A 24,711-nucleotide genomic window follows, 5' to 3' on the forward strand; every position below is an offset into this window, starting at 1 on the left:
GTTTTGCCTCCCGCAATCCGTACTTTCTTCCAATCAGCCGGTACTGTGAAAAGATATCCCCCTCCAGTTCTTCTATCTCCTGTCCGGATAAAATACCCCTTCCAACATGTCCGTCCGGACTGCAAAATCTTACATACTTCATATTTCCCTCCCCTTAAGACCGCCTACTGGGTCATAACGCCTGGAAGCAATGTGGAAATGCCCGGGAATATCATACACAGCAGGATCACAAGCACCAAAGCACTGCAGAATACAAGGGAGTGCTTCCCTATGGACATCACTGACCTTCCGCTGTAACCGCAGGCCACAAACAGGTTCGTCCCAAAGGGTGGTGTGGCCTGGCCAATCGCCATGGTGAACACAAAGATCAGGCCGAACTGGATGGGATCAATGCCAAAGGCCACTGCCACCGGAGCCAGCATGGGGGCCAGGATCAGGATAGAAGCCGCCACATCCATAAACATCCCCAGGAACAGGAGCAGGATGATCACTCCGATCATAAACATGTAGCGGTTGCTCACATTGGCAATCAGAAACCGGCTCAGTGTCGCGGGTATCTGGTAAATGGTGAGCAGGTAGCTGAAGGAGGTGGCCGCCATGCACAGAATCATCACATTGGCTGTTGTCCGGCAGCTTTCTTTGATCACGCGCCTGAATAAAGCAAGATCCATATCCCGGTAGATCACAGTGGCACAGATGAGCCCATAGGCTGCCGCCGCCACACCTGATTCCGTGGGGGTGAAGATCCCCGTGTAGATTCCTCCCAGAATAATAATGGGCATCAGCAGGGCCCAAATGGAATCCTTCAGGGTCTTAATCACCACTTTTGCCTCAAATCCCTCATTTCTTGGATAGGATTTCCTTTTTGCGAACACGTAGCACATGATGCAGATGAAAAACGCCCCCATCAGACCCGGGATCACGCCTGCCATGAGCAGCTTACCCGGCGAGACGCTGGCCACGTTCCCGTACAGGATGAACAGCACACTGGGCGGTATGATGACTCCCAGAACTCCTGCCGCTGCCGGGAGGGCTGCTGCATAATCCTCCGGGTATCCCAGGCGCTTCAGTTCCGGATACATGATCCCTCCTATGGCTGCCGTGGTGGCCACCGCCGACCCGGATATGGCTGCAAAAAATGTACACGCGATCACACATACCAGGGAAGCTCCTCCGCTGATATGCCCCACCAGACTGTTGGCAAAATCCACCAGGCGCTTGGACAGCCCTCCATACTGCATGATGGCACCTGCCAGCACAAAGAAAAAGATTGCCAGCAGGGAGTACTGCAGCCCCCCTGCAAACATCCTCTGCACCAGGATGGGCAGGGCATCCAAAGTTCCTCCCGCCGCCACGGAGCAGACGCAGGCCAAAACCAGCGACCACACCAGGGGCACTCCCAATACCGCGAAGACAATCACGGATACGATAAGAACAATTGCTGCTGTAGACATTTCCCTTCCTCCCCTCTATTTCCCTGTGCCCGCTTCGTCCGTCTCCCTGCCTGACTCCCTGCCTGACAAAAAACGGATATCATGGATGATATGCACTGCCTTCATCCAGACCAAGAGCGTGAAGCTCAGCGGCATACAGAAATACAGGTATGCCGTGATGATCTTTAAGGACGCGGTCTTTTGCGGGAACGCCAGGGAGTTTCTGATCATCAGGACACTTCCGTACAGGAAGGCCGCACAGGCGGCCAGACCCAGCAGTTCACGGACCATCAGGACCGTCCTTCTCCCTTTCATATCTTTTAACCGCAGGACCTCGATCCCCAGTTCATTCCTCTCCCTACAGGCTGCATACAACGCCAGGAAGATGATCCACACATACATATAGGTGCTCAGTTCCTCCGACCAGGTGATACTGGAATGGAACACATACCGCCCCAGCACCTGGGCCAGGTTCACTGCCAGCATGACCACGCTGGCAACTCCCAGGAACACATCCAGTACCCTCTGGATTTGTAAATTGATCTTGTCTATGGTTTTCACCGATCCACAGCTCCTTCCGTTACATCCTTACACATTCGCCCATGCCCCCTATATCATACATATTACATATATCATACATGTTACACCTATCCTATTTGATCTTATCCAGCCATACGGAAAACTGGGGATACTGTTCGTACACCACCTCCATCTTGTCCACAAACGGCTGTAGCTGCGGATAGGTCACCTCACATCCCTTTTCCTCCAACTCCTTGGCCGCCTTCTCATTCTGCTCACGCACCAGCTTTTTCTGGTTCGCTGTGGCTTCCTTCATGCATTCCATAAAGAGTTCCTGGTCCTCAGGGGACATGGATGCCCAGGCCTTGGGGGACACGATGACCCCCAGAGGGCTGTACACATGGTTGGTCACTGCAATATAATGGCATACCTCAAAGGTGGAATTGGCGATCAGGGAGTGAAGGGGATTGTCCTGGCCGTCAATGGTACCGTTCTGGTTGGCCACATAGGCATCGGACAGGGACATGGGCACCGGGTCCGCCCCAAGTGCGGTCCAGAGAGCCTGGTGCACCTCATTGCTCATAACCCTCAGCCTGAGCCCTTTTACATCCTCCACTGAGTTGATAGGCCGGGCATTGTTGGCAAGACATCTGAAGCCGATCTCCCACCATGCCACCAGCTTCATGTTGGCATTGTCGGCCAGGGCCGCCAGTTCTGCACCAATCTCACCGTCCAGGACAGCATCCACATCTTCAGCCGTGGTGAACAGATAGGGCATGTCGAACACACCGTAATCCGGCACATAGTTTGCAACAATGGAGCTGGCAGGACAGGCCATCTCCAGAGTACCCATCTGGACGGATTCACACAACTGGGACGCATCCCCCAGCTGGGAGTCCGGATAGATCTGGATGGACCATTTCCCAGGCGCTTTCTCATCCAGCAAGGTGCAAAAATACTCCATGGCCTCATAATTGGGGTTGGATGTGGAATCCACTGTTCCCCATTTCCAGTTATATGTAGTTTCCGATGCCGCAGGAGCCGCATCCTTTCCGGCTGGTGCGCTGTCTTTGGACTTGTCCTCCTGGCTGTCCTTTGCCTGGCTGTCCTGGGCCGCTGCCGCTGTTGTCCGGGGCGCTGCCTCCTTGGAACCGCAGGCAGTCATTCCTACCGCCAGTGTCATCCCCATTGCAAGTGCTAATAAACGTTTGCTTTTTCTCATAGTCTTAACCCTCCTGGTTTTTATTTTTTACTTTTGTGGTTTATTGACCGGCCATGCAGGTGTCCTGCCTGTCAGTACCTCATCTACTCCCATGGCTGCATACAGTGACATTCTGTCCTTGCTCTCCTCGGAAAGCCCTGAGTTATGCTGAGACAGTATTACCTGTTCCATGGACAGCAGAGGACTGTCCTTCAGCGGCTCCTGGCTGTAAACATCCAGCGCCGCTCCACTTAGATGTCCTTCTTTTAATATACGCACCAGATCCTCCTCCACATAGACATCGCCTCTGGCACAATTAATAAAATAAGCTCCCTTTTTCATCATAGAGAACAACTGGTAATCAAACATTCCCCTTGTCTCAGGTGTGGATGGGATATGAAGGGACACAAAATCCGCTTCATACAAAATCTCATCCAAACAGCCGGTAAAACGGATTCCTGATAAGGGATGGGCATTTGAATGGATATCATATGCAATAACGTCCATGCCCAGGGCACTTATAACCTTATCCGCCACCAGATGGCCAATACGTCCAAATCCCACAAGACCAAGGGTCTTACCCTTAATCTCATATCGCTCCATGGATAAACGGTATGTCCAGTCCTTGGCCCGGGTTTTCCGGTCCGCCTGCACAAGGCCGCAGCTCAGCGCCAGTATCAGCCCCACCGTATACTCCGCCACAGCATTGATATTGGCAGTGGGGCCGTTAACCACCTGGATTCCCAGCAATTCAGCTTCCTTCACTGCAATATTGTCCACCCCTGTTCCGTGGCGTCCAATGACCTTCAGCCTTTTTCCGGCTTCCAGCACCTCTTTTGGGTATCTGGCATTCCTCACGATCAGCCCATCCGCATCCTCGATCTCGCGCTTTAAGCTTTCCACATCCGTGGGGACCCCTACCCTGAGTTCATACCCCCGGTCGGTAAGATATTGTTTTCCTGATTGGGCAATATCCTCCGGTATCAGTATTTTATACATATCCGTCCTCCTTGATAAAACGCTCCTCCAATGATGATACAGGCAGACAGTCCCCCAGATAAGGCACATACCGCTTAAATCCCTCTGCATACTGGATACTGCGCCTGCCCCTTGACCAGTCATTTGCCTGTACCCCCCGGTTCTTTGCACACCGGGTGTAGTATTCCACCAGCTGGGGCTGGGCTGCAAACAGCTTGACCGCCTGTATCTTTTTCTCAAAGACATCTCCAATGTCCAGGTATGTGTCTATCTCAAAATGATTAAATTCCGAATGGGGCATGGTGGTCTCAAAGAAAAAGATATCCGGAATAAAGTGGGGATCCGTATCCGGTATAGCTCCTCTCATCCCGCATGCACTGACAGCCCTGACAACCGCCTTGCCTGTGATTTCATGGTCCATGTTAAAGGGATCGTCAATCCAGTGGGTCAATATCACATCCGGGCGCAGATCCATGATTCGGCAGATCAGATCCTGTACTCTGGAAGTTCCCATATCCAGAGGATAATCCCCATAGTCAAAAAACTCGATCCTTTTTACTCCCATGAACGCTGCCGCTGCCTGGGCTTCCGTCTTGCGGCAATGCTTCACCTCCTCCACATTGGTCCCCCAATGATCCTTCCAGTAAGCCCCTGATTCACCGTGTTCACCAAAGGTCAGGGCATATACCGTTACCTCCCAGCCGGCGTTTACATATTTTAAAATAGTCCCTCCGGCCCTTGTACACCAGTCAGCGCCATGTGCGCTGACCACCAGCATTTTTTTGCTCATATCCTGCGGTTCCTTTCCAAAACATATTACAGACTCCGGCCGGCTCCACGGCTGCCATAATGGATTTTTTGGGGTTTTCCATAATGCCATCAGGTCTTATATCCTCCGGCTGAGGGCCAACCAGTCCTGTGCTGGAAACATTTAACATTACTTTTACTGTAACACAGGACCGTTGTATCTCCTGCTGGTAAAAACTGGTATAGCTTTCCGCAGCCTGTGCCGCTTCCGTACACACAGGTGATAACTCCATTTAGCAGACATCCAATGGTTCAGATCGTCCAATGACCGTCACAATGTATAATATGTTGATGTTTTTTATGTCTTTATTATAATTAATATACAAATACAAGTAAAACGCATAATCACAATAGCTCTCTAAGTAAATCTTAGAGATTGGCGATGCGCGGAAAAAACAGAATCAGCCTGATTTTATGGCAAAAAAACACAGAGGCAGTATTACCTGCCCCTGTGCTTTTCCTTCTTTTTTTGCTGTTTCAGTTCAAACTGGCGTCTGGCCTCCGTTTCCTTTTTCTCTCTGCTCACGGCCCTTCTGTCAGTCTTCATCTGCTCCTGCTGCAGTTTCAGGGCCTGTTGGGATTTGGTTCCCATGCCCGTATCCTGAAGTTCCCTTCTCACCTGACGCTGGATGCGCTTTGGATTTACATGGTTCTCCTTTACAGCAGCTGCCACAGCCGGACTGAACCGCAGACTGTAGTAATTTTTCATAAGGAATTCCTGTACCTCATAATCCCTTGGCTCCGGGCCAAAGGTTATTTTGCTCACAGTCATCCTGCCCTCCGACACCCGTTCCAGGATGCCGATCCAGAAAGGATCCTCAAAAAATACTCTCAGCGCTACCGATACTTTGTCCATGACAATTCCTCCTTTAAGATGTTATGAACAAAGAATGGACGACCAAGGAGGAGGGCTACTTAGAAGAACTGCCTGCCAATACCGGTTCCGGCAAAGGAACAGGGGTCTTCCGTCCGGACTACCAACCGGATCTGCATGTGATACATGCGCTGTGTTTTTATCTTTGTAATCACTATTATATTATAAGAAGGGGGAATGCGCCAGCGTATCTCTTAATCTCTATCCATGTATTTTTATGTTTTTTCCTTTAGAATTCTCAATGGTATACCGCTGACCGTTTTTGTTCACTTTATCAGTCAGCGCATCATAAAGATCAATATCATTCATCTGGGCAAACCTTAAAAGAAAGAAAAGTGTATCCGCCAGTTCCTCCTGAATGTGGCTGCGTACTGTTTGGTCTGACATCAGTTCCCTCATCTGCTCCTCTGACTGGAATCTGAATATATCCAGTAATTCATTGGCCTCTGTGGATATCCCGATTGCCAGATCCTTGGGATTATGGAATTGGTCCCAGTCTCGGGCCTCGCAGAATTCTTTTACAATCTTCTTCATACTCCCTATTGTTATTGTTTCATCCATAGCTTCTCTCCCACATTTCATTAAATAACTTCATAAAAATCACTTTGATGCATGATACTAGTCTATCACAAAGCAAAGCCCGGATAAATATTTTTTTTATGTTTCCTCCCGGATTCCTTTGTGCACTCTCCAAGTCTCCTCCATTTTCCCCTGCTGGTATATTTTCCAGAAAACAACAAATAATAAGACCATTCTATTATAAAACCACCCATTAAACATTTACAGGAGACTTAAATTATGAACAACAAGAATATGCGTTTATGGATTATCGGAATCTGTGTTGCACTGATCATCATCATTGTAGCTGCTGCAGCTGCCATGAACAAAAAAAGCGACAGCGGTCAGGAGACCGGCACCACCTCTGAAAGCGGCGTGACCGCGGACAGCAATGCTTCCATGGGTTCAGGTGATCAGGCAGCCCAGGGCAGTTCCATGTCCGACAGCCACATGGACCACTCTTCCCATGGCGGCCAGGCAGCCGGTACAGATGATCTGAGCCGGTATCTCACGGAACAGGATTCCATCATGATGAACATGATGGAGGACATGATGATCCGTGAAAAATCCGGAAGTGCTTCCATTGACTTTCTCAAAGGCATGATCCCCCACCATGAGGCGGCCATTAAAATGTCGGAGAGCTACCTGAATTACGGCGGAGAGGTATCTGATCTGCAGACCCTGGCACAGGACATCATTACGGCTCAGAAAAAAGAACTGGTGCAGATGAATGACCTGATCAAAAAATATGAGGAAGAAGGTAAGAAAAACCAGGATAAGGAAGATGCCTACCTGGCAAAATACAGCGAAATGTTTTCTGATGATTCCATGTCACACCACATTAATCCTTCCGGCGTTGACAACATTGACCAGGCTTTTGCCGAGGGCATGATCATGCATCACCAGATGGCCGTGGACATGGCCAAGGACATCCTGGACTATACGGATGAGGAAGAGGTAAAACAGCTGGCACAGGAAATCATCGATGTTCAGGAAAAAGAAATAGAACAAATGCAGAAGCTGATTCAGAAATAATCAGCAAACCCAAATATATCTCCGGAAATAGGCATTCACACAGCCCTCTCCGGAGATATTTTTTATACTAACACCAAATCATTTTTTTACGATATCTTAATTTACTTTCCCCCCACCCTTGTGCTATTCTGATTTTACTTAACAAAAACCGACCCATAAGACCAACTTGAAAGGAGCCTTCTATGGATGAAGAAATGGTAATCGGACAATGGCTTTTCAGAATTACCCAGGAATGTATCCAAAACTACGGCGCTGACTTTGAATATCTGATCATGGCCAACTTTTTCCCGGGACAGCTATGCCGGGTGAAGATCCTGGCAGATCAGATCATCATCACTCCGGAAACACCGTCCCTGTCTCCGGAACACATGTGTCACTGAATACATCTGTCACTGAATACATATGTCACCGAATACATCTGTCACTGAATACATCTGTCACTGAATACATCTGTTACTAAATGTAGGGCGTCTGCTGTTTTCTGCATTTTAGTACTGCCGCGGATGAGAGAACGTAACCGCTCTTTCATCCGGCCGCCCCACAGGCGGGGGAATTTGAAGATCGAGCTATATCATCACATTTACCTTCATATAATTTCCGGGATTTTTTTCAATATCCCTTATGGTATCTGCAGCCTCATCCAGGCTTACGGTTTTAGTCAGGATCTGTCTTGCGTCCACCTGCCCGGAATGGATCAGCCGGATCGCCTCCTCAAATTCATTGGCACTGGTCCTGGCCCCGCGAATGTCCACTTCCTTTTTGGTAATCACATCGGTAGGGAGAGGGGTTTCATTTTTCGGCCATCCTGTCAGGGTTATCCTGCCCGCATTGCACACCAAGTCAAGAGTGGACCTGACGGCTGCATTTGCGCCGGAGCATTCCATTACCAGATGGGCCATGTTCCCGCCTGTGTACTCTCTGACCTTTTCCTCTGCATTTTCTTTTCTTAAATCAATGGTGTACCTGACTCCCAGCTGCTTTGCCTGCAAAAGCCGTTCTTCCACCAAATCAATCATAATCGGCTCTGCGCCGTAAGCAAGGGCTGTCATGGCAGCCAGCATTCCGATGGGGCCGGCTCCGATGATCGCAGTATATTCTCCTGCTTTTAATCCTCCTCTGTGGATACCGTGAAGGGCTATGGTAAGAGGTTCCGCTATGGGAGCTAAATCCCATGGCATATCGTCCGGAAGTCTGACCAGCATGTTCTCAGGATGGACAAAATATTCCGCCATACCTCCCTCAGCATGAACTCCCAGAACCTTTAGATCCGTACAGCAGTTGGTCCTTCCAATGGAACATGGATAGCAGTGGCCGCAGTATAAATAGGGATCCACGATCACATGGTCACCCGGCTTCAGCTGTCCCCGGTTATCCTCTGATATGGAAATGATCTCACCTGCAATCTCATGTCCGATGACCCGGGGATAGGATACCAGGGGATTGGTCCCCCTGTATGCTCCAATATCAGAACCACATATCCCCGCTGATCTTACCCGTATAAGGGCTTCCCCCTTTTTCGGCACCGGCATTTCCTTTTCCACACAGGCCACATCCCATGGTTTTTCAAATTTAATCGCTTTTATCATCATAGCCTCCAAAGAATTTCATTTTATGCAGTCTTTTTTATTATTCGTCCAACAGATCAAAGATTCCCTTGATCGACTCCTCCTGCTGCTCCATCCACTGTTCAAAGTCATCACCGTAGATAGGTGTTACAGCAATTCCCTGTTTTTTTGCTTCTGCCAGCTGATCCGGATCTTCCATGGTTGCTTTCAGCGCTTTCAGAAGTGCCTCTTTGGCAGCGGGATCCAGCCCCTTTGCTGCGATCACGCCACGGCTGGAGGATGCAGCTACCTTGATATCATTTTCATAGGTGCACTGGACATCAGGCAAATATTCGCTCCGCTCCTGGGACAATACCACAACCGGCATAATCTCTTCACCCTTGTTAACAGCCTCACTCACATTACCCATGAGAACATCGATATGTCCGCCCATGACTGCTGCAAATCCTTCTGCGGAATTCTGATAATGCACATGCTGGAATTCAAACCCAAGTTCCTTTTCCAGCATGGCAACCGCCACCGCATCATCCGTCCTGGCCCCCGCAGTACCAATGGTCACAATATTATTTTTAGCATATTCAAAAAATTCCTTGGCATCTTTAAACCTTGTCTCATCCTTTTTAGCCATGATGATATTGTCATCTGACGTGTACAGGGCCAGGAACTCGAAGTTGGTCCTGTCCATCCCAATGGATGCCGCCGGGTCCAGGTATCCTGTCAGCATATTGGGGAAGTTTGCATAGGAGATCATGGAGCCGTCAGTAGGAGATTCTGTCAAATGTTTCCAGCCTACCCAACACGCGCTTCCCCCCATATTAATCACGTCCACAGATGCCCCCAGATGCTTTTCCAGGTAGGGCGCCAGGAAACGGGTATTGTTGTCCATTGCCCCGCCCGCATCACTCGGGCATAAAAATGTGAGTTTAGGAACAGGATAACTCCCCTTTTCCTCTCCGGCTGCTGATGAAACAGCTGCTGCCGTAGTATCCGTCTCCTGTTTCTTATCCTGGGAACACCCTGCGGTCAATGCCATAGCCAGACATAATGCTGCTGCTAATAATCTGTTTTTCTTCATAACCATTCTCCTTTATTCCGCATGACCATGAGTTTACATAACTCATAAAGTCACATAATCTGCAAGTTCACATATTCTATGAGTCTACGTTTCTTTTCTTCATTCTGGACGAAATAATCGGCGATACCAATGAGCCGATGATCAAAAGTCCGAACAGCCAGCACAGGGGCCTGGAACCATAATAAGTAAATACATTCCCCTTTACCATCTGAAGGGAATTGATCAGGTTACGCTCCGCCATAGGACCTAATATTAATGCCAGGACCACGGGGGCTGCAGGCATATTGATCTTCCTCATCAGATAACCCACCACTCCAAAAAACAACATTACAAAAATATCAAATACATTGTTTCTGATTGCAAATGAACCAATGACTGACAGCAGCATAATAACGGGAAGAAGGATCCCCAGAGGCATGGCTGCCAGCTTTACCGCCCTTTTTGCAATGAGAAACCCAAAAATTCCCATGAGGATATTTGCCAGCAGAAAACCGATCAAAATCGCATATGTTATAGAACCGTATTTATTAAACAGGTCATGGCCCGGGGCAAATCCCTGAACGGTCAGGGCTCCCAGAAGCACTGCTGCGGCTCCGCTTCCAGGTATGCCAAGGGTCAATGCGGGAATCAATGCGCCTCCGCATACCGCGTTATTACCCGCCTCAGATCCTGCGATTCCTTCCAAGCTCCCTTTTCCAAACATTTCCTTGTGTTTGCTCTGGGCTTTTGCATCGTTATAGCCAACCCAGGATCCGATATCGCCGCCGGCCCCCGGCAGGATGCCTACAAATATTCCCAGAACAGATGCTCTCAACATAACGGGAAGCAGGGTGCGCATTTCTTCTCTGGTCGGGAAAAAGCTTCCCTTCATATTTTTTGCATTTTCAATCTGCTGATTGAGTTCATCATCTGCTTTTCCCTTTTTCCTGATGGCGTCATTCAGTTTTTCTGACTGGATCAGGACCTGGGAAATGGAAAACAATCCAATCATAGCCGGCACCAGCTGTATTCCGCTGGCCAAGTTCAGGTTTCCGAACGAATACCTTGCATACGGGAAAATATTCATGCCTACCATTCCCAGCAGCAGTCCGAATACCGCTGCCACAAGTCCCTTGAGCATGTTGCCTCCGGAAAGGCTTCCCACAATGGTCAAACCAAAGATTGCGATCAGGAAATACTCCGGTGAACTGAACATCAGCGATACCTTTACAAGCTGCGGCGCCAGAAAAAGCAGGGCCACTGCGCTGATCACACCGCCTGTGACGGAACTGATACTGGATACTCCCACGGCCTTCAGGCCCTTTCCCTGCTTAGTCAGTTCATATCCGTCAATGGCTGTCGCAGCGGAAGCAGGAGTTCCCGGCGTATGGATCAGGATTGCGGAAAAACTTCCTCCATACACAGCCGAAACATAAACAGCCGCTATCATAATCATGGCCGGAGCAGTTTCCATTCCATATGTAATAGGTATCAGAAGGGACATTCCCATGGTTGCGCTGAGTCCGGGCAGCGCTCCGATGAGAAGTCCGCCTGCGGTGCCTGCAACTAAAGCGATCAGACACTGTACTGTAAATAGTTCTTGTATAATCCCCATCATATTCCCTCCTAACCCAGGATCCCTGCCGGAAGAGGCACACCCAGCTGCAGTGTAAACAGGCAGTATACAAAGGCCATGACCACTGCTGTTGTAATTAAAATTGTTTTAATATTCCTGATGCCCATAAAATACATGTAAATGACCAGCATAGCAGGCGTGGAAATGTAGAATCCGATATAGATCACCGCCAGTACATAGAGGATCAGCAGGGCCAGCACAATGACCGGACTCTGAAATTCACCCAGCCTGGCCGGCTCCTCATCGGTAGGCACATCCTTTCTGATCTTCCTTATACTGTCAAATATCAGCAGAACACCCAATACCATTAGGCCGGAAGAAACAATTTTGGGAAACATGGACGCCTTACCCGGCATAACCAGTGACAATACAAACGCTGCAACACCAACCATTATGATAACTACGGCAGCAATCATATCCTGCCTGTATACTTGCTTATTCATATTCCATTCCTTTCCGGGTAAGTATCCATACCCCTAATCCATGAGGCAGTATCAGCACTCTTCGCTCAGATTAAGCGCCCGGAATTCCTTCTCAAAGGTCTGGAAGGTTACGGTGCCGTCCAGCTTTGCCTTTACCAGTGTATTATCCTCATGCTGTTCCCTGGCAACCGCAAGCTCGTAGATCTCCTCCGCCTGCTCCCTTGGAACCACAACCACGGAATCATTATCCGCAAAAACCAGATCCCCGGGATGAACCAGAACACCACCCACAACAATGGGATGGTTGATGGTGCCGCCCAATGCCTTGGTGCTACGCTTTACACCAATGCCTCTTGAAAATACCGGAAAATTGATCTCTTTCATCATCATGGTATCCCGGACACTTCCATCCGTCACCATTCCTGCCGCTCCCATGGTCTGGGCAGCATTGCTCATGATCCCGCCCCACATACCGCCGGATTCCTGGAAACCGTCACAGGTGATAACGATCACATCTCCTGGTTTAGCCATGGAAATGGCCTTGTGAAGCATCAGGTTATCACCTGCTCTGGCACAAACAGTCAATGCGGTTCCGCACATTCTGGAACCTGGCCATACCGGACGTATATCGTGGTTCATTGCCCCGTTGACCTGCATACACTCATTAATGGATGCACTCTCTTCTAATTTAGAGAACTTTTCTACAAGTTCCTGGCTTACCTTTTCGTAGTTTTTAATGATATCAAACATATGATTGCTGCTCCTCTCTTATGGTCAGGCGTGTCCGGAGTATGCTCCCGGAGCAGGATCATTCCTGTATGGAAATACCCCGGGGAAAATAAACTTCCGGACACGGCCTAGAATTTCACACGCTCCTTACTGATGGAACCAACTGCAAAATCATACCGTTTTAATTCAGATACCTGATGCATATTCTTTACATTTTCCTCTATATCTGCATTGTTCCTGACAATATAGCCAATCTGAAGTGTGTGCAGTGTGATCATCTGGCAGATGGTGGTGGTGGGAAGATCCAGGGGACTCTGGTTATCCCGGTGGGTGGTGCACAGGCATACATCGGAATACTTGGTTACAAGGGAATCATTAAGGCCTGTAATACAGATGGTGGTTGCTCCATTTTCCTTTGCCACCGCCAATGTATCCACCACATCCTTGATGTAACCGCAGTTTGTAATTCCAATCACCACGTCCTGTTCCCCTAAAAAGGAAGCGGTTCTGATCTGCGCCAGAGGGTCCTGGATGGTATAGCTGGGTATACCCAGATTCATGAATGTATTGACTGCAAGAAGTGCGATCCCGCTGGCGCTGCCTTCCCCGCATACCAGGATCTGTCTTGCCCTGGACAATGCATTGATGGCTCTTTCAATTTCCTGATTATCCGTGTATAAAATACTGTTATTAATGGCGTTCTTGGAAAATTCAGCCACCTTCTGCTTGATCGTCCCGGCACTGTCATGGTTACTGATCTCAATCTGTCCGCTCAGAGGAGACAGGATACCCTTCTGACAATAAAATTTAAACTCTGCATAACCCTTAAATCCTAGAGTTTTACAGAACCTAACCACGGTTGAAACACTGGTTCCTGTGGCTGCCGCCAAATTATTAATGCTGCTGTCCTCATTTACAAAATCATTGCTTAAAATATAATCTGCAATTTTCTTCTCTGACTCACTCATAACGCTGTACTTGCTTCTTATCCGTGATACGTATTCCTCAACATCCTTTACCATTTGATCCCCACCTTTCCTTTTTTTTTCGTAATTCTGTTGATGAAAAATTTTTCATATTTTATTTAAGTTTCTGAAACTATTTTTATTATACCAAAATGTTCCTGCGGGTCAATAATAAAATCATACAATTTATTTAGACTTTATTATGCAACATGCATAACTTCACGGACCTTTTTATAAATACTGGGTGAAAATCTTTTCACGTACAACTTTTAAACATAAAAATCCCACCAAGCCCAATTTGCCGGCCGGCGGGATCTCTTAGATATCAAATAGTTATTTTCATATTTTATTTGTAACTGTTCAGGACATCCCATGCGAAAATGGGGGCACTCTCGTCTGTATATAGTTCAAATGCCGTATACTCATGGTCGTAATGATAACCAAGCTTTTCAGCCAGTGCAACCGACCACATGTTATGGGCGTCCCAGCTGGGATACAGATTCTGTTCCAGGCACTCCAGAATCAATTTTGCCCCGCATGCGTACGCCAGGCCCTTTCTCCGGTATTCTTCCTTGGTGTCGATCTCGATTTCAATGCCGCCTCTATAAGTCGCATAGGAGGATGCACCGGAAACCGGCTGCCCATTTTTTAGGGCAACCACTCCAATGCCAAGTTTCCGGTACATTTCATAATCTGCATATTGGGACACCAGGTCCCTGCTCCACTCCCTGGACCTGCACAGATGATAAAGCTCTTCATCCATCATTTTCAGGGAAAAGCCGGGCCGCAGGGAAGAGACTGCCCGGTGCAGCTTTTCTTTATCAAATACATCCTGTTCTTTTTTGATCGCATACCGGGTGATCCTCTTTGCATTGTCCCTGTGACAATCCCAGATCAGCTGTGCCCAGCCGTCATTTTGGGGAACCATTATGATATACGGTCCGCAGCCGTCCGGCCTGAACATCACCAGTTCCCTGGAGGGAACACCTGCAAGGAAACAAAAATCCCCAAGAAAAGCCATGGCTGATCCGGGAGTCTCCTGAGACTTCCCATTATACACAGCATATATGTCTCCCATTATATTCTGCAGGCAGGACCAGATGATGGTTTCATCCCAATGGGCAAAAATATCCCCGGCCTGCTCCGGATCGGTTAATTTTATGATCATAAAACATCTCCCATTCTCTCATCTTTCTACAGATTATTGTAATGGAAGATATCTAAGAAAGATAGCACTATTTTCTCATCATATCCCCATACTGCGGGGTTCCGATCCCATATCCTCCCGCAACATCCAAAATATGTCCTGTTATATATGCGGAGTCATCACAAGAAAGGAAAAGGACCGCATTTGCAATATCCTCCGGAGTTCCCATCCGGTTTAAGGGGATGTGGGACAGAAAGGATTTCAGGAATTCTTCAGGCATGTTTTCCAAAGCCGCATCCGTGGCAGTAAGGCCCGGCAGAACTGCATTGCAGCGGATGTTCCGGCGGGCGAACTGCACGGCGATCTGCTGGGTTATATTGTTGATTGCTGATTTTGAAACACCGTAGCCGATCCTGGTGATATCCGGGATCATTCCCCCGATGGAGGAAATATTCACAATGGAACCGCCGCCCGCCCTAAGCATGTGCGGGACCACAAGCTTGGATATGCGGTAAACGCTTCCCAGGTTCAGGTCCAGTATATCAAAAAAAGCCGACTCACTGCCGCTGACCAGATCCAGGTCCTCTGCCGGTCTTCCAATGCCAAAATTATTTACAAGAATATTAATTTGACCGGCTTCCTGGACGGTCTCCTCCACCATGGATTGATAGCTTGATCTGTCCGTGGCATCAAAATAAACCGGAACCATTTTATATCCCTTTTCACGGTATTCATCACATATTTCCTGGGTTGCCTGAAGCCTGCGCACTCCCATGTAGACGCTGGCACCGGCTTCAGCCAGTTTCAGAGCGCACGCAAGTCCAATTCCCTTTGTGGCAGAGGTGACCAATGCCACCCTATTTTCCAGTTTTTTCATAAATTCACCATCCTTATCTATTCATCGCGAATAGTATTTGGATAAAGTCTTAATTTATTCCCTTTGTCTTCATAGCAGGAATAAAAATGAAACAGAAGAGGAAAATAATCCTGAGATCCTATACCGGGATGTGTCAGAAGACAAGGCGGGCAGACAGCAGAAGCCAAAATTTCAGGCACTCTCCGATGGTAAGAGAGGCGGGAATCTATGAAAAAAAAGAACATACATTATGCATGGTTCATATTATTGGGCGTTATCTTAATCCGTGGTTTTGCGGGAGGCGGACTGAACACCACCTCCGGCCTATTCCTGCCTCCTGTTTCACAGGAACTGGATGTGGGAATCGGTACACTGTCTATCTACTTCAGCATCACCTCCATTGTCATGGTCTTTTGGCTGCCCTTTGCCGGAACGCTGATCAACCGGTATGATATCCGGGTGATGGCTGTGGCAGGCGCTGTGCTTCAGACCCTTTCCTTTATGGCGTTCGGTTTATTAAACCAGGTGTATGGCTGGTATATCCTGTCCATTCCTTACGCTATGGGCGCAACCATCTTAGTCAGCCTGCTGGGCCCCATCCTGATCAACCGGTGGTTTACAAAAAATGCGGGATTGATGATGGGGATCCAAATGGCCTTTGTGGGATTATTCGGAGCAGTACTGCAGCCTGCCGCATCCAATATCATTTTCCGCCAGGGGTGGAGGACCGCCTATTTTCTCATGGGCGGAGCGGCTTTTCTTGTTGTAATCCTCACATCACTGATCCTTCTCCGCAACAAACCGGAGGATAAACATCTCTCCCCCCTGGGCGCCGATATCCGGCCTTCCAAACAGGGCAAAGCAGGATCCGGAGAAGCCACTGAAACGGTTGAAACGGTTGAGATTCCGGAAAAAACAGCCATTTACTCCATCTCCTTTGCCCTCTTGCTGTTGTTTATGATCTCCATAACCGGCATCGGCGTCTTTTCCCAGCATATTCCAAACTATGGCTCCCTGCTGGGCTACACCCCAAGCCAGACAGGAAAAGCACTTGCATTGGCTTCCGTGGGCAGCGCCATCGGCTCCATTGCCATCGGTATCATCAGTGACCGGATCGGCAGCCTGAAAACATGTTATGGAATGATCGGAATCGGCTTTTTATCCATTTTCGGATTCCTGTTCAGCGGAAATGGGTTTGGCATATTTGGCCTGTCAGCCTTCTTACACGGGCTGGTAAGCTCAAGCATCATGGTCCTGGCTCCTATCCTGACACTGAAATTTTACGGGCGCACTGACTATGAGAAAATCTTTGCCAAGCTGTTCATGGGAGCTCCCATATCCTCTATTGTCCTGATACCTGCGTATGGATTTATCTTTGACCTGACAGAGAGTTATCAAACCGTGCTTGCCGCAATGCTCTGCCTGTTGGTGATTGCATTGTTAAGCATTACCTTGGGATGGAAAAACAGGTGCACCCAGGCGGGATGTGCATTGTGGAAGAAATGAGAAATGTTGGTTTGCGGCTTCGATGCCATGGCAATGGATGAGGATCCTATGTGCATAAATCCAGCCCGGGAGGCCAGCCCCCGGGCTTTTTACATGAAACGTTCCGTGTCATATGTTAGTTTTGGATCTAAAGTTTGGCTGTGACCGGCAATACATGGCAGTATCAGCCGATTCCGTGAAACTGGCAATATACTCACTCAAGTACCCATTGCCTGCATTGCTCTATCTTCACAGCAGGGTCATATCCTTCCTCCACCCCCATATTGGACAATACGTTACAGGGAAAGTCTCCGCATTCGCCGCAGTGGTTCAGTCCTTTGGATTCACAACAGGATTTCACCTCACAGACCCCTCCCCAAAAAGGCCCATCCATATTGATACACCCTTTACAGCTGACCGCATCCTTTCTCTCACATATATCACAGCATACACCACATCTTGATTGAAACATATTCCATTCCTCTTTTCTTCTGGTATTTTCCTTTGCATAATAGAAGATGAAGTTTCTTGGCAGAAGTCCCGGGTAATGCAAACTTTTTAATTGGAATTTTTATTGCATATTTCATTTATAACCTTTATAGCAATCTTCCATCAAAGTGATCAGCCCTTCAAACCATTCCTGAGGCGGCCTTTGTTCCGGCATGTTGCGGTAATAATACAATATCTTTTGGCTCGTATCAGGATCGTGGACATATCCTTTTTCCTTATAATCCAGATATTCCTTTTTCTGCCTTAATTTTTCCTGAAATGTATTTCTGTCCTTCATAAATTCCATCCACGCAGTACATTTACAGGGGTTGCTGATATCCACAAAACTGCAATGTCCCTGAAAAAATGATTCCAGGTTCATCCTGGCACGGTAGAGCAGACCCTTGACTGCTTTGGGCGTCAGATCCAGAAGTTGTGACACTTCCCCTATCGGCAGGCCAAACATATCAATTAGTGAAAATACCGTTCTCTGGTTCAATGTGAGTTTCCTTGTCATGGCCAGGAAGCAGCCATTGCGCAGATTAGCCACCTCCTCCGAAGCCCGGACCTCATCCATGATCAAAGGGGGATAATCCGCCAATAGCGTTCCGTCCCTCTCCAGTTCTTCCACACTCTCTATGTAGGTTGTGGCTTCACGCTTTTCTTTCCTTATCATCATGCGGAACTCATTGATGCAGATGGTACGAAGCCAACTTTTAATGGCAGCCTCATTCTTTAAATCAGCTATATGAATCCATGCTTTGATAAAGGTGTCCTGGGCCAGATCCTCTGCTTTGTCCGGGTCAGCTGTCAGCTTCAGGGAGAGGTTGAAGATGTAGGGGGCGTAGTTGTTTATGATAGTTTCAATTAGGGGGGAGTTGTGGTTTTCCATGGGTGGGGTCCTCACTTATGTTCAAATTAACATTCATCATATCTTATATTTCAACCTTTTCCATTTATATTTTACTATCCTGGTCTATGAATGTTTTATTGTGAGCCTCAAAATACTTCTTTCCAAGTGAGGAAGCATTTAATAAAGAATTGGAACAGATGAACGAGACTTGCGAACAGATTAAGCAACATTTAGTTGATACAAATAGAATTGTGAAAAAGGGAGCATCTGGTATCTCTGTCAAGTTATATCCAGAAAATTAGCGAGGAGGTAAATAGCTTGAACACAATATTTCAACGAACAAATATTTCGGAACCAGCTTTATTCAGCCCGTCCGATACAACGAAAAAAAATTGATAATTTCCCGGAGATATGTGTTTCCACGTTTTCAGAGAATATTATTCAAAAATTTTATTCACTGGACAGTACCGATAAAGATCGCAGAACTATATACCGCAAATGGTATGATACCCGTTTACAAAATCCGTTATAAAGATACAGATATTGCTTTTTATCTGTCCAGAGTAGGCGCACCTGCTTGTGTCTCTAGATTTGAAGAAATTATTGCTATGGGAGCCAAAAAGTTTGTTTTGTTCGGTTCCTGCGGAGTATTGGACGATGATAAGGTAAAAGATAACATCATTATCCCCGTTTCTGCTATCCGTGATGAGGGCACGAGCTATCACTATATAGCACCCTCGCCAGAAATTGAAGCAGAACCACATTCAGTCCAAATATTAGAAAGTGTTTTATCAAGCTGTGGTTATCGGTATGTAAAAGAAAAAACATGGACTTCGGACGCTATTTACAGAGAAACACTCCCCCTTATTCAAGAACGCAGACAAGATGGCTGCCTTGTCGCAGAAATGGAATGTGCTTCCATGCTGGCAGTTACAAAATATCGACAAATTCCCTTTATCCAATTCTTGTATGGTGCAGATAATCTAAGTTCTGATACATGGGAAATCAGAGATTTGAATTTATATGGTCTAAATAATGCGGAAAAATATATGGTACTTGCATTCGAGTGTGGACTTGCTCTATAAAACAAATAAGGCAGATATCATGATACCCACCCCAAATCCAGTATTCATCATACACTAGAAAGTACGCTTCGCAAACTTTCTAGTGTCAAGAATAATTAGAGCCATTTTAGAGCCAAACGGCATAAAACAACCCCGGAAATGCCCATTCTATCAGCATTCCCGGGGTTCTGTCCGTTACTCAAACTCAATCGTAGCCGGCGGCTTCCCCGTACAATCATACATCACCCGGTTCACGCCCTTCACCTCATTCACGATCCTGCTGGTCACCTTTCCCAGCACCTCCCAGGGAATCTGCGCAGCCTCTGCAGTCATAAAATCAGAGGTCAGGACAGCCCGCAGCGCAACCGCATAGTCGTAGGTTCTCTCATCTCCCATGCATCCAACGGACCGCATGTTGGTAAGTGCCGCAAAATACTGGCCCAGATTCTTATCCACTCCGGCTTTTGCAATCTCCTCCCTGTATATAGCGTCCGCGTCCTGAACAATCTTTACCTTTTCAGCCGTTACTTCGCCAATGATCCTGACCCCAAGTCCGGGACCTGGAAACGGCTGCCTGAATACAAGATATTCCGGGATCCCCAGCTCAAGCCCGGCCTTTCGCACCTCATCCTTAAACAGCAGGCGCAGCGGCTCCACCAGTTCCTTAAAATCCACATGCTCGGGAAGACCGCCCACATTGTGGTGGGACTTGATCACAGCGGATTTGCCCAGCCCGGATTCGATCACATCCGGATAAATGGTGCCCTGCACCAGGTAATCCACTGCGCCGATCTTTCTGGCCTCCTCCTCAAATACACGGATGAATTCTTCGCCAATGATCTTTCTCTTTGCCTCAGGTTCTTCCACGCCCTTCAGCCTTGCGTAGAAACGCTCCTGGGCATTGACACGGATAAAGTTAAGATCATACTGGCCCTTGGGACCGAATACGGCTTCCACCTCATCCCCTTCGTTCTTGCGCAGCAGGCCATGGTCCACGAATACACAGGTCAGCTGCTTGCCGATGGCCTTGGACAGCATAACCGCTGCAACAGAAGAATCCACACCGCCGGAAAGGGCACACAGCACCTTGCCGTCACCGATCTTCTCCCTCAGCGCTTTGATGGTAGTATCCACAAAAGAATCCATCTTCCAGTCTCCGGAGCAGCCGCAGACATTGTATACAAAGTTGGACAGCATTTTTGTCCCCTCTTTGGTATGAACCACCTCAGGATGGAACTGAACCGCGTAGAAATCCTTTCCCGCGCACTCCATACCTGCAACCGGGCATGACTCTGTGTGGGCAGTGATCCTGAACCCGGCAGGTACTTCTGCAATATATACTCCATGGCTCATCCAGCACACGGTCCTGGGTGAAACACCCTCAAACAGCTTGGAAGACGTGTCCACATCCACCTCTGTATGTCCATACTCGCTGACAACCGCCTTTTTCACAACGCCGTCCAGCAGATAACTCATAAGCTGCGCTCCATAACAGATTCCCAGAACCGGAATACCCAGTTCAAATATCTCCTTGGAACAGCGCGGCGCACCGTCCTCAAACACCACGTCCGGGCCGCCTGTGAAAATGATCCCCTTGGGATTCATCTCCTTTATCTTGTCCAGGCTCATATTGTACGGATGTACTTCGCAGTACACATTGCACTCACGGACACGGCGTGCAATCAGCTGGTTATACTGACCGCCGAAGTCCAAAACGATAATCATCTCTCTATCCATGAGATCTATTCCTCCATATTTTTCTGGATATCCCCGCCAAAACGGTTAAACCGAAATGTCCTCTCCCTATACCATGACCCAATTTACCAGAAAATATTTATCTCCGTATAAATTGAAAGAGATTGTACAAAATAGTACAATCTCTTCTTTATCTTTCGTATATGTCTATTATATGCCACCTAACTACAAATAGCAAGCAATTTCGACAAATTTTTTAATTTATTTTATTCCCTTTTTATTTCCCGCCTCAAGATATTTCTTAATGTACATGCCGGTGTAGGAAACCGGGTTCTCAGCCACTTCCTCAGGCGTTCCCCTGGCAATGACCGTTCCGCCCTTATCCCCGCCTTCCGGTCCGATATCAATAATATAGTCGGCAGTCTTGATCACATCCAGGTTATGCTCGATCACCACAACGGTATTGCCTCCGTCCGACAGCCTGCGCAGAATGTCGATCAGCTTGTGCACATCTGCAAAATGCAGCCCTGTTGTGGGCTCATCCAGAATATAGATGGTTTTTCCCGTCCCGCGCTTGGACAGCTCGGTAGCCAGCTTGATACGCTGTGCCTCACCGCCCGACAGCTCAGTGGACGGCTGTCCCAGCCGGATATATCCCAGGCCCACATCGTACAGGGTCTGTATCTTCCTGGTGACTGAGGGCACATTTTCAAAGAACTTCAGCGCGTCCTCCACTGTCATATCCAGGACATCGTATATACTCTTTCCCTTATACTTTACATCCAGGGTCTCGCGGTTGTACCGCTTTCCGCCGCAGACTTCACAGGGAACATAGACATCGGGAAGGAAATGCATCTCTATCTTGATAATGCCGTCACCGCTGCATGATTCACACCGTCCGCCCTTCACATTAAAACTAAAGCGGCCTTTTGTATAGCCCTTGGCCTTTGCATCCACGGTAGAGGCAAACAGATCACGGATCAGGTCAAACACGCCTGTATACGTGGCCGGGTTCGACCGTGGAGTACGCCCGATCGGCGACTGGTCAATGGCAATGATCTTATCCAGCTGCTCTGTCCCGTCAATTCCCTTATGCTTACCGGGAATGGTCCTGGCACGGTTCAATTTTTTGGCCAGGGCTTTGTAAAGTATTTCATTGACAAGGGAACTCTTGCCGGAGCCGGACACTCCTGTGACGCAAGTCATGACACCCAGCGGAAAGTCCACGTTCAGGTTCTTCAGGTTGTTCTCAGCAGCGCCCCGAACCGTGATCCATCCGCTTGGTTTCCTGCGCTCAGACGGCACGGGAATGGCCATCCTTCCACTGAGATATGCGCCTGTGATGGAATCCTTATTGGCCATGATCTGTTTGGCGGTTCCCATGGCGATCACCTGTCCGCCGTGTTCGCCTGCACCTGGTCCGATATCCACGATACAGTCCGCTGCCAGCATGGTATCCTCATCATGTTCCACCACCAGCACGCTGTTCCCCAGGTCACGCAGATGGATCAGGGTCTTTAACAGCTTGTCATTGTCCCGCTGGTGAAGTCCAATACTTGGCTCATCCAGGATATATGCAACCCCCACCAGACCGGAGCCGATCTGTGTTGCCAGACGGATCCTCTGCGCCTCCCCGCCTGACAGGGTGCCTGTGGCCCGTGAAAGGGACAAATAATCCAATCCCACGTCAATGAGGAAGCAGATCCTTGCCCTGATTTCCTTTAAGATGGACGCGCCAATGGTCTGCTGCATGGAAGTCAGCTTCAGGCCGTCCATAAAGTCCTTGAATTTTACAATGGACATATTGGTTGCCTGATAGATATTCATATCCCCCACCGTAACTGCCAGAGACTCCTTTTTAAGCCTCTGCCCTTTACACACAGGACATGGCGTGATCCGCATATAGGACTCATATTCCGCCTTGGAGGCCTCGGAAAATGTCTCCTTATAGCGCCTGTTCACATTCTCAATCAATCCCTCAAAGGCCACATCATATACGCCCTCGCCCCTTTGGCTCTTATAGCGTACCTTGACTTCCTTGCCTCCCGTACCGTACAGGATCACATCCTGTATTTCCTTGGGGTAATCCTGAAAAGGAGTGGAAAGGCTGAATTTATACTCCTTGGCCAGAGCGTCCAGTATGGCCCTGGTAAAGCTTCCCTTGTCCGTGCAGGACTGCCAGCCCAACACCACAATGGCGCCATCGTCAATGGATATGGATTTGTCCGGAATCATCAGGTCCTCATCAAACTCCATCTTATACCCAAGTCCGAAACACTCGGGACATGCGCCGAAGGGGTTGTTAAAGGAAAAGCTTCTGGGCTCCACCTCATCGATGCTGATGCCGCAGTCCGGGCAGGAAAAGCTCTGGCTGAAATTCACCGGCTCCCCCTCCGTCACATCCACGGTCATAAGGCCGCCGCTCAGCGCCATCACCGTCTCAATAGAATCCGTAAGGCGCTTCTCGATCCCTTCCTTTACGATCAGACGGTCCACCACGATCTCAATATTATGCTTTATATTCTTGTCCAGCTTAATATCCTCGGAAAGCTCATAAAGATTCCCGTCAATGCGCACACGCACATAGCCGCTCTTGCGCGCCTGGTCCAGCACCTTTGCATGCTCTCCCTTCCTGCCCCGCACCACAGGTGCCAGAAGCTGGATCTTAGTCCGCTCAGGCATGGCCATGATATGGTCCACCATCTGGTCAATGGATTGTTTGTGGATCTCTTTGCCGCACTTGGGACAATGGGGAATGCCCACCCTGGCATAGAGAAGCCTCATATAATCATAGATCTCCGTCACCGTCCCCACAGTGGAACGCGGGTTCCGGTTGGTCGACTTCTGATCTATGGAAATAGCCGGTGACAGCCCTTCAATGCTTTCCACATCCGGCTTCTCCATCTGCCCCAAAAACTGGCGTGCGTAAGAAGACAGAGACTCCATATAGCGCCTCTGCCCTTCTGCATAAATAGTATCAAAAGCCAGTGAAGATTTGCCGGACCCGGACAGTCCTGTAAGTACCACCAGCTCGTTCCTCGGTATATCCACGGATATATTCTTCAGATTATGTTCATTGGCCCCGCGGATTTTAATGTACTGCTTTGCCATCTAAAAATGCTCCTTGTCTCTTGCATAGAACGCCAGGCACCTGTCCTTTTGGCGCCCGGGTGTGAATCGTATCAATGTTACAATATCCAGTTACAATATCTTGCGTAAGTATATCACATTTGCGTTCCATTTGCAAACACTTGTTCGATAAAATATTGTAAAATTCCTGGAACTTCTTCCAGCACTTAAATGTAATTATAAATTCCAGAATGCAAGAGTAAATTCTATATTTCTG

24 protein-coding genes are annotated in these 24,711 nt (G+C 48.2%); 4 read left to right on the plus strand and 20 right to left on the minus strand.

Annotation, left to right across the window (positions count from 1 at the left end):
• Nucleotides 1-164: 164 nt before the first annotated feature.
• From CLFS41_RS24550 to CLFS41_RS24585, 8 genes are all read right to left on the minus strand, one after another.
• A complete protein-coding gene (locus CLFS41_RS24550) occupies nt 165-1,454 on the minus strand; it encodes a TRAP transporter large permease (protein WP_007862693.1) in 1,290 nt (429 codons plus the stop codon).
• Between the two features lie 15 nt (nt 1,455-1,469).
• Entirely contained in the window at nt 1,470-1,994 is a 525-nt protein-coding gene (locus CLFS41_RS24555) for a TRAP transporter small permease (protein WP_045093804.1), read from the minus strand.
• A gap of 91 nt (nt 1,995-2,085) precedes the next feature.
• On the minus strand, nt 2,086-3,174 hold the full coding sequence (locus CLFS41_RS24560) for a TRAP transporter substrate-binding protein (RefSeq protein ID WP_052665857.1): 1,089 nt from the start codon (nt 3,172-3,174) through the stop codon (nt 2,086-2,088).
• 27 nt (nt 3,175-3,201) lie between these two features.
• Nucleotides 3,202-4,152 (minus strand): hydroxyacid dehydrogenase, encoded by a 951-nt coding sequence (locus CLFS41_RS24565; protein WP_045093805.1) that lies wholly within the window; start codon nt 4,150-4,152, stop codon nt 3,202-3,204.
• Nucleotides 4,145-4,921: a PIG-L family deacetylase gene (locus CLFS41_RS24570; RefSeq protein ID WP_045093806.1), complete on the minus strand. Its 777-nt coding sequence runs from the start codon at nt 4,919-4,921 to the stop codon at nt 4,145-4,147. Before CLFS41_RS24570 ends, CLFS41_RS24565 begins: the two co-directional genes overlap by 8 nt.
• Complete coding sequence (locus CLFS41_RS30160) at nt 4,881-5,171, minus strand: hypothetical protein (RefSeq protein WP_045093807.1); 291 nt, start codon at nt 5,169-5,171, stop codon at nt 4,881-4,883. The genes CLFS41_RS24570 and CLFS41_RS30160 overlap by 41 nt, the downstream gene beginning before the upstream one ends.
• A gap of 206 nt (nt 5,172-5,377) precedes the next feature.
• Nucleotides 5,378-5,794, minus strand: coding sequence for a YjdF family protein (locus CLFS41_RS24580; RefSeq protein ID WP_007862701.1), 417 nt, complete (start codon nt 5,792-5,794; stop codon nt 5,378-5,380).
• Nucleotides 5,795-6,013: 219 nt separating this feature from the next.
• Complete coding sequence (locus tag CLFS41_RS24585; protein WP_007862703.1) at nt 6,014-6,373, minus strand: nucleotide pyrophosphohydrolase; 360 nt, start codon at nt 6,371-6,373, stop codon at nt 6,014-6,016.
• Between the two features lie 237 nt (nt 6,374-6,610).
• Between CLFS41_RS24585 and CLFS41_RS24590 the strand changes: the two genes are divergently transcribed.
• Both CLFS41_RS24590 and CLFS41_RS24595 read left to right on the plus strand, forming a co-directional pair.
• Nucleotides 6,611-7,405 (plus strand): DUF305 domain-containing protein, encoded by a 795-nt coding sequence (locus tag CLFS41_RS24590; RefSeq protein ID WP_045093808.1) that lies wholly within the window; start codon nt 6,611-6,613, stop codon nt 7,403-7,405.
• A 182-nt stretch (nt 7,406-7,587) separates the two neighbouring features.
• The gene (locus tag CLFS41_RS24595; protein ID WP_045093809.1) at nt 7,588-7,785 is read left to right on the plus strand and encodes a hypothetical protein; all 198 of its coding nucleotides are present in this window, start codon (nt 7,588-7,590) and stop codon (nt 7,783-7,785) included.
• A gap of 186 nt (nt 7,786-7,971) precedes the next feature.
• Here the strand turns inward: CLFS41_RS24595 and CLFS41_RS24600 are convergent, their stop codons facing one another.
• The 8 genes from CLFS41_RS24600 to CLFS41_RS24635 form a co-directional block, all read right to left on the minus strand.
• Entirely contained in the window at nt 7,972-8,991 is a 1,020-nt protein-coding gene (locus CLFS41_RS24600; RefSeq protein ID WP_197092168.1) for a zinc-binding alcohol dehydrogenase family protein, read from the minus strand.
• A 40-nt stretch (nt 8,992-9,031) separates the two neighbouring features.
• Nucleotides 9,032-10,045 carry a tripartite tricarboxylate transporter substrate binding protein gene (locus CLFS41_RS24605; RefSeq protein WP_045093810.1) on the minus strand — a complete coding sequence of 338 codons (1,014 nt, stop codon included), beginning with the start codon at nt 10,043-10,045 and terminating at the stop codon, nt 9,032-9,034.
• A gap of 76 nt (nt 10,046-10,121) precedes the next feature.
• The gene (locus tag CLFS41_RS24610) at nt 10,122-11,639 is read right to left on the minus strand and encodes a tripartite tricarboxylate transporter permease (RefSeq protein WP_007862712.1); all 1,518 of its coding nucleotides are present in this window, start codon (nt 11,637-11,639) and stop codon (nt 10,122-10,124) included.
• An 11-nt stretch (nt 11,640-11,650) separates the two neighbouring features.
• Nucleotides 11,651-12,103 carry a tripartite tricarboxylate transporter TctB family protein gene (locus tag CLFS41_RS29160; protein WP_007862713.1) on the minus strand — a complete coding sequence of 151 codons (453 nt, stop codon included), beginning with the start codon at nt 12,101-12,103 and terminating at the stop codon, nt 11,651-11,653.
• 51 nt (nt 12,104-12,154) lie between these two features.
• Complete coding sequence (locus CLFS41_RS24620; protein ID WP_007862714.1) at nt 12,155-12,832, minus strand: 4-carboxy-4-hydroxy-2-oxoadipate aldolase/oxaloacetate decarboxylase; 678 nt, start codon at nt 12,830-12,832, stop codon at nt 12,155-12,157.
• Nucleotides 12,833-12,939: 107 nt separating this feature from the next.
• Nucleotides 12,940-13,833 carry a MurR/RpiR family transcriptional regulator gene (locus tag CLFS41_RS24625; protein ID WP_007862722.1) on the minus strand — a complete coding sequence of 298 codons (894 nt, stop codon included), beginning with the start codon at nt 13,831-13,833 and terminating at the stop codon, nt 12,940-12,942.
• A 289-nt stretch (nt 13,834-14,122) separates the two neighbouring features.
• Nucleotides 14,123-14,944: a GNAT family N-acetyltransferase gene (locus CLFS41_RS24630; RefSeq protein ID WP_045093811.1), complete on the minus strand. Its 822-nt coding sequence runs from the start codon at nt 14,942-14,944 to the stop codon at nt 14,123-14,125.
• 67 nt (nt 14,945-15,011) lie between these two features.
• Nucleotides 15,012-15,800, minus strand: a complete 789-nt coding sequence (locus CLFS41_RS24635) for an SDR family NAD(P)-dependent oxidoreductase (RefSeq protein ID WP_007862726.1) — start codon at nt 15,798-15,800, stop codon at nt 15,012-15,014.
• A 207-nt stretch (nt 15,801-16,007) separates the two neighbouring features.
• On the opposite strand from CLFS41_RS24635, the gene CLFS41_RS24640 reads away from it, so the two are divergent.
• Complete coding sequence (locus CLFS41_RS24640; RefSeq protein WP_045093812.1) at nt 16,008-17,285, plus strand: MFS transporter; 1,278 nt, start codon at nt 16,008-16,010, stop codon at nt 17,283-17,285.
• A 193-nt stretch (nt 17,286-17,478) separates the two neighbouring features.
• Here the strand turns inward: CLFS41_RS24640 and CLFS41_RS24645 are convergent, their stop codons facing one another.
• Entirely contained in the window at nt 17,479-17,736 is a 258-nt protein-coding gene (locus CLFS41_RS24645; RefSeq protein ID WP_045093813.1) for a DUF3795 domain-containing protein, read from the minus strand.
• Between the two features lie 111 nt (nt 17,737-17,847).
• Nucleotides 17,848-18,645: a sigma-70 family RNA polymerase sigma factor gene (locus CLFS41_RS24650; RefSeq protein WP_007862738.1), complete on the minus strand. Its 798-nt coding sequence runs from the start codon at nt 18,643-18,645 to the stop codon at nt 17,848-17,850.
• 374 nt (nt 18,646-19,019) lie between these two features.
• Between CLFS41_RS24650 and CLFS41_RS24655 the strand changes: the two genes are divergently transcribed.
• A complete protein-coding gene (locus CLFS41_RS24655; RefSeq protein WP_242856910.1) occupies nt 19,020-19,691 on the plus strand; it encodes a nucleoside phosphorylase in 672 nt (223 codons plus the stop codon).
• A gap of 174 nt (nt 19,692-19,865) precedes the next feature.
• Here CLFS41_RS24655 and guaA read toward each other — a convergent pair whose 3' ends face one another.
• Nucleotides 19,866-21,407, minus strand: coding sequence for a glutamine-hydrolyzing GMP synthase (gene guaA, locus CLFS41_RS24660; RefSeq protein WP_007862771.1), 1,542 nt, complete (start codon nt 21,405-21,407; stop codon nt 19,866-19,868).
• Nucleotides 21,408-21,626: 219 nt separating this feature from the next.
• Complete coding sequence (gene uvrA, locus CLFS41_RS24665; RefSeq protein ID WP_045093814.1) at nt 21,627-24,476, minus strand: excinuclease ABC subunit UvrA; 2,850 nt, start codon at nt 24,474-24,476, stop codon at nt 21,627-21,629.
• Nucleotides 24,477-24,711: the final 235 nt, after the last annotated feature.

The sequence above is a fragment of the Clostridium sp. FS41 genome (genome assembly GCF_000954015.1).
In the GTDB taxonomy this organism is placed as follows: domain Bacteria; phylum Bacillota; class Clostridia; order Lachnospirales; family Lachnospiraceae; genus Enterocloster; species Enterocloster citroniae.

Bases quoted from the DNA above. Each gene is read 5' to 3' on its own strand.
- CLFS41_RS24605 (WP_045093810.1), bottom strand. From the start codon at position 10,045: ATGAAGAAAAACAGATTATTAGCAGCAGCATTATGTCTGGCTATGGCA.
- CLFS41_RS30160 (WP_045093807.1), bottom strand. From the start codon at position 5,171: ATGGAGTTATCACCTGTGTGTACGGAAGCGGCACAGGCTGCGGAAAGC.
- CLFS41_RS24650 (WP_007862738.1), bottom strand. From the start codon at position 18,645: ATGGAAAACCACAACTCCCCCCTAATTGAAACTATCATAAACAACTAC.
- CLFS41_RS24560 (WP_052665857.1), bottom strand. From the start codon at position 3,174: ATGAGAAAAAGCAAACGTTTATTAGCACTTGCAATGGGGATGACACTG.
- CLFS41_RS24645 (WP_045093813.1), bottom strand. From the start codon at position 17,736: ATGTTTCAATCAAGATGTGGTGTATGCTGTGATATATGTGAGAGAAAG.
- CLFS41_RS24620 (WP_007862714.1), bottom strand. From the start codon at position 12,832: ATGTTTGATATCATTAAAAACTACGAAAAGGTAAGCCAGGAACTTGTA.
- CLFS41_RS24570 (WP_045093806.1), bottom strand. From the start codon at position 4,921: ATGAGCAAAAAAATGCTGGTGGTCAGCGCACATGGCGCTGACTGGTGT.
- CLFS41_RS24600 (WP_197092168.1), bottom strand. From the start codon at position 8,991: ATGATAAAAGCGATTAAATTTGAAAAACCATGGGATGTGGCCTGTGTG.
- CLFS41_RS24640 (WP_045093812.1), top strand. From the start codon at position 16,008: ATGAAAAAAAAGAACATACATTATGCATGGTTCATATTATTGGGCGTT.
- CLFS41_RS24565 (WP_045093805.1), bottom strand. From the start codon at position 4,152: ATGTATAAAATACTGATACCGGAGGATATTGCCCAATCAGGAAAACAA.
- CLFS41_RS24635 (WP_007862726.1), bottom strand. From the start codon at position 15,800: ATGAAAAAACTGGAAAATAGGGTGGCATTGGTCACCTCTGCCACAAAG.
- guaA (WP_007862771.1), bottom strand. From the start codon at position 21,407: ATGGATAGAGAGATGATTATCGTTTTGGACTTCGGCGGTCAGTATAAC.
- uvrA (WP_045093814.1), bottom strand. From the start codon at position 24,476: ATGGCAAAGCAGTACATTAAAATCCGCGGGGCCAATGAACATAATCTG.
- CLFS41_RS29160 (WP_007862713.1), bottom strand. From the start codon at position 12,103: ATGAATAAGCAAGTATACAGGCAGGATATGATTGCTGCCGTAGTTATC.
- CLFS41_RS24610 (WP_007862712.1), bottom strand. From the start codon at position 11,639: ATGGGGATTATACAAGAACTATTTACAGTACAGTGTCTGATCGCTTTA.
- CLFS41_RS24630 (WP_045093811.1), bottom strand. From the start codon at position 14,944: ATGATCATAAAATTAACCGATCCGGAGCAGGCCGGGGATATTTTTGCC.
- CLFS41_RS24595 (WP_045093809.1), top strand. From the start codon at position 7,588: ATGGATGAAGAAATGGTAATCGGACAATGGCTTTTCAGAATTACCCAG.
- CLFS41_RS24625 (WP_007862722.1), bottom strand. From the start codon at position 13,833: ATGGTAAAGGATGTTGAGGAATACGTATCACGGATAAGAAGCAAGTAC.
- CLFS41_RS24585 (WP_007862703.1), bottom strand. From the start codon at position 6,373: ATGGATGAAACAATAACAATAGGGAGTATGAAGAAGATTGTAAAAGAA.
- CLFS41_RS24590 (WP_045093808.1), top strand. From the start codon at position 6,611: ATGAACAACAAGAATATGCGTTTATGGATTATCGGAATCTGTGTTGCA.
- CLFS41_RS24550 (WP_007862693.1), bottom strand. From the start codon at position 1,454: ATGTCTACAGCAGCAATTGTTCTTATCGTATCCGTGATTGTCTTCGCG.
- CLFS41_RS24580 (WP_007862701.1), bottom strand. From the start codon at position 5,794: ATGGACAAAGTATCGGTAGCGCTGAGAGTATTTTTTGAGGATCCTTTC.